Origin of the sequence: uncultured Chloroflexus sp., from assembly GCF_937129525.1 — a bacterium.
Lineage (GTDB): Bacteria > Chloroflexota > Chloroflexia > Chloroflexales > Chloroflexaceae > Chloroflexus.
In genome coordinates, this window is sequence record NZ_CAKZNK010000147.1 from 1 (window position 1) to 7,440 (window position 7,440).

Genomic DNA, 7,440 nt, shown 5'->3' on the forward strand with positions numbered 1-7,440 from the left:
GCCGTTGCATCCCGCCCGTACCGCCGTTGCATCCCACGTAGGGGCGGGTTTTAAACCCGCCCCTACCGGCGGTTCCCGATTTTTTTCGCGATTTGACGCCTGTCCTGCTTATTGCTACAATGTTAAGTGATCTACTTGACTATTGGAGGCAACGATGCGCATTTCGAGCAAAGGCGATTACGGCTTGCGCGCGCTCTTTGATCTTGCGCAGCGCTATGGTGAGGGGCCGATCCAGAGCGAAGCAATCGCGAACCGTCAGGGTATCCCGGTGAACTACCTTAACCAGTTGCTGATTACCTTGCGGCGGGCCGGTCTGGTCGAGAGTCTGCGCGGGCCACAGGGTGGGCATTTGCTGGCCCGTTCGCCAGAAACGATAACGCTGCTCGAAGCTTTGACTGTGCTGGAGGGGCCAATTTTGCCTGCCGAAGTTGGACGCGATGATTTGCAGCCTTCTGAACCGCTCGATCGAGCATTGATTGATGAAGTCTGGAATGATTTGCGGGCTACAATTGAGAGCAGGCTGGCTTCAATTACCCTCGATGATCTTTGTCAGCGTAAGCGTAGCCGTGATGGGGCCGTGATGTACTACATCTGACCTCGCTACAGGATCAACCCCATACTCTCCATCCAGAAACGTAACCACGACATCACGCCGGCAATCAGCAGAGTTGGGATCAGCGCGATGGTCGCCGGGGCAGCAAGCTGGCGCAAGCTGATTACTTTGCCTTCGTACCCCATAAACAGGCTGGTCAACAGCAAGCTCACCAGGTAGAGCACGCCGAGGATGCCGAAGAAGGCCAGGAATGCCAGTGGCCAGAAGGTGATCCCGAGGTTGCCGTAAATGGCCGCCAGCGCCAGCAGATCGATTGCAATAATGCCAATCAGTTCCCACCAACTGGCGAAAATTGGCTGCTGTGGATCGACGTTTTGGCGCAGGGTGTTGTTGAGCACGAGGTGCAGCGCGGTCGCAATCGTGATACCCATCCCCATACCGGTAAGGGTGCGCAGAAAGTTGTCAGGGGTATACCAGTTTGGTAGACCGAGATCGAGCAAGAGCGAGTTGAAGCCATCAATCGCCATGATACCGACGAAAGCCAGTAAGGTAAGCGAAATATGCCATGGCGGTATCTTGCCGGCGCGTCCGCGCCCAATCGCATAGAGGTAGAGGAAGGTGAGCATAAAGCTCAGGTAGATACCGCTGTTGCGAGCGCACAACGGAAATTGCAGGCCGCCGACAAAGATGTTGTGTTGCTGGGCGCAGATGCCATGCACGACCGCGTACATCTTCCATTCCAGCGGCATACCAGGGCTGAAGAGCAGCGCAAGGAGGAGCGCGCCGAAGCTGCCGAGAAAGATGGCTCCCCAGGGTAGCTGACGCTGTTCGACCGTCTTCCCTATGACAATATGCTCGCGCGCCGGGCGCGCAATATCATCAGGCGTGCGCTCGCTCATCGGATCTCCGCTAATCTTTCGGCCAGGCGTTCGGCGGTTAGCGCGCCAACGTGCCGGGCAGCGATAGTGCCATCACGATTGATGAAGAAGGTGGTTGGCAGGTTGATCACTCCATACCGCTCACCGATCACGCCGTCACGGTCGGTGATCAGCGGGAAGCTGACTCCTACTTTGGGGGCGAAGGCGGCGATTGCATCGGTCGACTCGTTGCGGTTGACCGCCAGGATTACCAGATCGGGATTAGCGCGGTGCGCTGCGTCGAGTGTCGGCATCTCTTCAACGCATGGCAGACACCAGGTTGCCCAGAAGTTCACCACAACCGGTTTGCCACGTAGATCGCTCAGTTTGTAGGCTCCATCGGCCAGGGTGTAGCTAAAATCCGGCGCGCGTTCGCCGGGAATGGCTGCCCAATCCGGTTTGGTATCTATCAACCGGCTTTCCGGTGCGATTGGCGTTTCACCTACTACCAGGGGCTGACTGGCCTGTTGTGGCGCGCTTGCGCAGGCAGTCAAAATGATTGTCAGACTGAGGAGCAAAATTGCGTGTCTCATAGCGTCATTGTACCACAACCGTTGTCAGTATTACGGTTATTCATCCGGTATAATAAAGGGCCGGTAACGTGCCGGCACTATGGTACTGTCATGTCACTATCATACCGCATTCGTCAGTTTCGCGACGCGCTGCGCGCCGAAGTGTCGCCGGCTGAGTACACTCTGGTCGCGCGCATGCTAACGCCAGCCGAACAGCGGTTGTTTTTCCAGATGCCGGTTTACGATCAACGGCATTGTCTTGATGTCTATCAGACGCTGGTGGCCGCTGGGGAATGTGATGAGTTGCTGTTGCGCGCCGCGCTCTATCACGATTGCGGCAAGGTTGACGACGCCGGTCGACCGATGGCGTTAGGCTGGTATGTGCTGGCAACGATCCTTAAACGCTGGCTGGCGCTCTATCTGATTGCTGCCCGCCTGATTCCGGCAATTGCCGTCTACGCCGAGCATGCCGCTCGTGGCGCTCGCATGGCAGCGGCTGCCGGCTGTCCGCCAGAGATTGTTGAGACATTGCGCCATTATCACGATCCACAACCAACCGGGCGCGCCGCGCGTTTGCAGTGGGCCGATGAGCAACACTGATACAGGCCGGTTGTGCAGTTGGGTTCGGATGTTCATGGAAAATCTTTGCCCGGTTGTGGCTATCTCACCAGTTTCTATGCCTTACGAGATCACTCTCCCCGAATTTACCGGTCCGCTCGATTTGCTCCTGCGTCTGATCGAGCGAGCCGAACTTGACATCACCACGATTGCGCTGGCGAGTGTAGCCGACCAGTATCTGGCCCATGTGCGCGCGCTTGAATCTGTCGAACCGGGTGAGCTAGCCGAATTTGTCAGTCTGGCAGCGCGACTTATTTTGATCAAGTCGCGCGCGTTACTACCTCGTTCGCCCTCAGAGCCGGTCTCCCCAATTGACGACGATGCCGGGCAATTGGCTGCTCAGCTCGAACTCTACCGTCGCTTCAAGCAGGCGGCTGAGTGGTTACGGCTCGCTTACGAGAGTGGACGTAGCGCCTTTACCCGTGTCGCGCCGCCACCAATGACGATAACGCCACCGCCGGCCAGTTATCGTGTCGCCGACCTGCTGCAAGCCCTGGCCCGCCGCGCGCAGTTGGAGTTACCACTCGAAACAGTTGAGCGCCTGGCGCTGACGCCACGTTTGACCGTGGCCGAGGTGGCTGCTCGGATTCGCTCTCGCCTTGAGCGGGTGGCGTGGTTTGATTTTAGCGATTTGCTTGGCTTGCAGCCAACTTCCGAAGAGGTGATCGTCTCGTTCTGGGCAATGCTTGAGTTGCTTAAACGGCGCGCAATAGTGATCGAACAGGCGACGCTCTTCGGCCCAATTCTTATCGGACGTGGCGAAACGCCGGTTGAGACTGACGAAACCGATGAACGTGAGTTGTAATCAACGCCGGTATGTGCGACAATGAAGACACAAGCAGCTTTCTCATAACGACAAAACGAGAATGAATGAAGGTTGTGCGGGTACTATACACGCGCGGTAATTCAACACTCGCGCATATCTGACACACAAAGAGTATGACCGGCGCTTCACGTCCGATAACCGATGATCGACCGTTGCCTCTGGGCGACTGGCTGGCTTTCAGCGATACGCTACGAGCCGATGACTCACCTGAAGGTTTATTGGGTGAAGTTGTGGAAACGCTGCGGCGTATCACCGGGAGTCCTTGTGTTTATGCCCGGCTGCGTGATGATGAGAGCGACACATTACACGCCGTCGCTTTTGCCGGCGCGGCGCTCGAACTGGCCGAGCAGTTGCAAGCAGCGCCGGTGGAGCCGGCGCTGTACCAGCCATTGTTGCGACCTGAGTATCGCCAGAGTCACTCGTATCTGGTGCCAGCGGAAGCGCTACCGGCAGGTGTTCCTGATACAGCAGCGATTGGCTCGGCGCTAGCCTTGCTGACACCGCTGCGTGGTCGAGGTGAGCGGCTGATCGGGGTGATCGTGATTGCCTGGCCAGCGCCACCCGATCTGGTAACGGTGCGGATGGTTGAAGCTATTGCCCGCCAGGCTGCGCTGGCCGTTGAGAATGTTCGCCTGGCCGAGCGTAGCGCGCGACTGCTCGCCAAAGAGCAGTTACTGGCCGAGCTGGGTCGGGCTGTGGGCGCAACGCTTGATCTGAATACCATCCTCCGCCACACAGTTGATCGGCTGGCAGCGGCGTTTGGAAACGGGCTGGTAGCCCTGCTTGATGAAGCCGGTCATCTGCTTGTTGCCGCCGCGGCGGCGCCGTTGAACGATTTGATCGGTCGTCAGTTGCCGCTGGCTAACAGCTCGCTGACATGGGTGGTACAGAGTGGTCAACCCTTTGTCATCGACGACTGCCGATCATCCACAGCCGATGAGCCGGGTTTTGGACCTGACGTAGCGTCGTGTATCATCGCGCCTCTGCGCAGTGGTGGACGAGTCATCGGCTTGTTGAGCGTTGTCAGCCATCGCGCCGGCTCGTTTAGTGACGAGGATGTTGACTTGCTCGAAGCGATTGCAGCGCAGGTCAGCGGCCCGATTGTCAGCGCGCAGCTCTACGCCGAATCGCAGCGACTGGCCGCGCAGGTGCAGCGTCGCGCCGATCAACTGGCGGTGCTCAACTCGATTGCCCGCATCGTAACTGCCACTCTCGATTTACGCGAATCACTACCGCGGGCAACCCAGCGAATTCAGCAGGGGTTTGGCTACCCGCAAGTTGACCTCTTCTTGCTCGACGAGGAGGCCAGCGAGCTGGTGCTGGTCGCATCTGCCGGCCAATACGCGCCGGCGCGGGTGGGTTATCGCCAGCATGTCAATCTGGGCCTGGTCGGACGAGCGGCGCGGAGCGGGCAGATCGTGCGCGCCGAGGATGTGGCGAGCGAAGCCGATTATCTTGGTTTTAGTGAACGACTCGAGATTCGTTCAGAGTTGTGCGTGCCGCTGGTGGCAAATGGCAAAACGTTGGGAGTGTTGAATATCGAATCGCCGCAACTGGCCGGTTTGACAGCCGAAGATGCTGCTGTGCTGGAGACGGTGGCTGACATGCTGGCGGGCGCGGTGGAAAATGGTCGACTCTATCAGCGCGCGCAACAGGCAGCGGCGCTCGAAGAGCGCAACCGGTTAGCGCGTGAATTGCACGACAGCGTTAGCCAGCAACTGTTCAGTATGACGCTGACTGCGCAGGCCGCGCGCGCGCAGTTCGAACGCAATCCGGCCCGCGTTCCGGCCCTGCTCGAACGTCTGCATGAGACCGCAACAGCGGCACTGGCCGAGATGCGCGCGCTGATATTCCAGTTGCGACCACCGGCATTGCGCGATCAGGGACTGGTGGCCGCGATTCAGCAGCATGCCCAACATATTGCCCATCGTGAAGGTCTGCGCATCGAGCTAAATGTAGTTGGTGATGAGCGCCATGCGCGTGGTATCGAGCAACCACTCTTTCGGATTGCGCAAGAGGCGCTCAACAACATCGTCAAACACGCCGCGGCGCACAATGTTCAGATTCAGCTCACCTTTACCACCGAACAGGTACAGATGCGGGTAATTGATGATGGGCAAGGTTTCGATCCACAGGCCCGCCTCTCTGGCGAGAGCCGTCATCTTGGGCTGCTCAGCATGCGCGAGCGCGCCGCTGAACTCGGCGGAACCTTTGCTGTTCATTCTCATCCCGGCGCTGGCGCCGAGATCGAGGTCATAGTGCCATTGCGCGGACGCAGTGCCGTAGCGGAGCGCGACTGATGCGCTGTTGGCCGTGGGCCAGAAGTAAGGAGACGGTATGGAACAGATAACCGTGCTGCTGATCGACGACCACCGCGTGGTGCGGCAGGGTTTGCGCGATTTTCTCGAACTCCAACCAGATATCGAAGTCGTTGGCGAAGCGGGTAATGGCGAGGAGGGTATCGCGCTGGCGCGCGAGTTGCTGCCTGACGTGGTGCTGATGGATCTGGTCATGCCCGGCATCGACGGCGTTGAAACAACCCGACGCCTGAAAGCAGTTAGCCCATCGTCACAGGTCATCGTACTTACCAGCTTTGCCGACGATGATAAAGTTTTTCCGGCGATCAAAGCGGGGGCAATCTCTTACCTGCTCAAAGATATTTCACCCGAAGAATTGGCCCATGCCGTGCGAGCTGCCTGTCGCGGCGAAGCGGTGTTGCATCCCGATGTTGCCGCCAAATTGATGCAAGAATTCAACACGCCGCGCCCTCACGAAGCGCCGGTCGAGCAGCTTACCCCACGCGAGATGGATGTCTTGCGATTAGTGGCAAAGGGAATGTCGAATAAAGAGATCGCCGATACGCTGATCGTTTCTGAGAAGACGGTCAAGACCCACATTAGTAACATCCTTTCCAAACTGCATCTGGCCGATCGCACTCAGGTTGCCATTTACGCCTTGCGCAAGCGCCTTGTACCAATGGATGATGAGCAATGAGCAGTCGTATCATCTTGCTTGGCACGGGTACCGGTCTGCCCGACCCTGATCGCGCCCACACTCACCTGGTTTGGGCCGGGCCAGGCGGCCCGTTACTGATCGATGTGGGTGGTGAAACCTACCGGCGGCTGCTGGCAGTTGAGATCGAACCACAACAGCTCAAGGGGGTTATCCTGACCCACAGCCACTGCGATCACATCAACGGATTGCCGGCCCTCTTGTTCAGTCTGGCTTTGGGTGGTCGCACAGAGCCGTTGCCGATCTACGGCTTGCCGGAAACGATCGAACTGGCTGCTGATTACGTTGCCGCTGCCGGTTTGGGCGAATGGGCAGCGCTGGCAGCCTGGCGTTCCGTCTATGCCGGTGATACGCTCCACCTGGATGATGGCCTGGCTGTGGCAACCGCGCTCACGGCGCATAGCCGGCCTTGCCTGGCGCTCCGCATCATCCCAGGCGCTGGCAAGTCGTCTGTATGTTATTCGGCTGATACGGAACCCTGCCCTTCAGTCACGGCTCTGGCAACCGGCGCGCGTCTGCTCATCCACGAAGCGACTACTGCCGAGCCGTTTCCCGGCCATACCACGCCGCGTCAGGCAGGCGCTGTCGCGGCTGCGGCTGGCGTTGAACGGCTGGTACTGGTGCATTTCAGTCCCCGCTGGACGATGCCGATAGCGCAGGCGCTGACCGAAGTGGCGGCTGGTGGTTTTACCGGTCATGCGCAGGTTGGCGAGGATTTACAGGTCATTGAGCTGGAAATGTAGCGGGGTGGAATGGAATAGGGATAAGGAGCCGAGGGGCGCAGCGTTGCTGCGCCCCTCGTGGCGTGTTGATAAACAAGAGTTTATGACAAAGATGAGAAAATAATCAGTCAGGTGAGTATTGAACGCTGTACTGACTTGTGATATACTACCGCCAGTAAAAACTTCCGGAGAAACATTAAGAGAATACACAAAAGCTGTCACAGCTCTATTAGTCATTAAAAATACTCTTATTACATTTAATTTTACATAATAGTTTTTG

8 protein-coding genes are annotated in these 7,440 nt (G+C 58.0%); 6 read left to right on the forward strand and 2 right to left on the reverse strand.

What is annotated here, in order from left to right; genetic code table 11:
• Window positions 1–154 precede the first annotated feature (154 nt).
• Window positions 155–595, forward strand: coding sequence for an Rrf2 family transcriptional regulator (locus Q0650_RS18045; protein ID WP_298821539.1), 441 nt, complete (start codon window positions 155–157; stop codon window positions 593–595).
• A 5-nt stretch (window positions 596–600) separates the two neighbouring features.
• Here Q0650_RS18045 and Q0650_RS18050 read toward each other — a convergent pair whose 3' ends face one another.
• Together Q0650_RS18050 and Q0650_RS18055 are read right to left on the reverse strand one after the other, a co-directional pair.
• Entirely contained in the window at window positions 601–1,452 is an 852-nt protein-coding gene (locus tag Q0650_RS18050) for a DUF2085 domain-containing protein (RefSeq protein ID WP_298821541.1), read from the reverse strand.
• Complete coding sequence (locus Q0650_RS18055; RefSeq protein WP_298821543.1) at window positions 1,449–2,003, reverse strand: TlpA disulfide reductase family protein; 555 nt, start codon at window positions 2,001–2,003, stop codon at window positions 1,449–1,451. The genes Q0650_RS18050 and Q0650_RS18055 overlap by 4 nt, the downstream gene beginning before the upstream one ends.
• A 90-nt stretch (window positions 2,004–2,093) precedes the next feature.
• Here Q0650_RS18055 and Q0650_RS18060 point away from each other — a divergent pair, with 90 nt between their 5' ends.
• The 5 genes from Q0650_RS18060 (at window position 2,094) to Q0650_RS18080 (ending at window position 7,181) form a co-directional block, all read left to right on the forward strand.
• Window positions 2,094–2,582 carry an HDIG domain-containing metalloprotein gene (locus tag Q0650_RS18060; protein ID WP_298821545.1) on the forward strand — a complete coding sequence of 163 codons (489 nt, stop codon included), beginning with the start codon at window positions 2,094–2,096 and terminating at the stop codon, window positions 2,580–2,582.
• 76 nt (window positions 2,583–2,658) lie between these two features.
• Window positions 2,659–3,405 (forward strand): ScpA family protein, encoded by a 747-nt coding sequence (locus Q0650_RS18065; protein WP_298821549.1) that lies wholly within the window; start codon window positions 2,659–2,661, stop codon window positions 3,403–3,405.
• 134 nt (window positions 3,406–3,539) lie between these two features.
• On the forward strand, window positions 3,540–5,726 hold the full coding sequence (locus tag Q0650_RS18070) for a GAF domain-containing protein (RefSeq protein WP_298821551.1): 2,187 nt from the start codon (window positions 3,540–3,542) through the stop codon (window positions 5,724–5,726).
• A 37-nt stretch (window positions 5,727–5,763) separates the two neighbouring features.
• Window positions 5,764–6,420, forward strand: a complete 657-nt coding sequence (locus Q0650_RS18075) for a response regulator transcription factor (RefSeq protein ID WP_298821552.1) — start codon at window positions 5,764–5,766, stop codon at window positions 6,418–6,420.
• Window positions 6,417–7,181, forward strand: coding sequence for an MBL fold metallo-hydrolase (locus tag Q0650_RS18080; protein WP_298821553.1), 765 nt, complete (start codon window positions 6,417–6,419; stop codon window positions 7,179–7,181). Before Q0650_RS18075 ends, Q0650_RS18080 begins: the two co-directional genes overlap by 4 nt.
• Window positions 7,182–7,440: the final 259 nt, after the last annotated feature.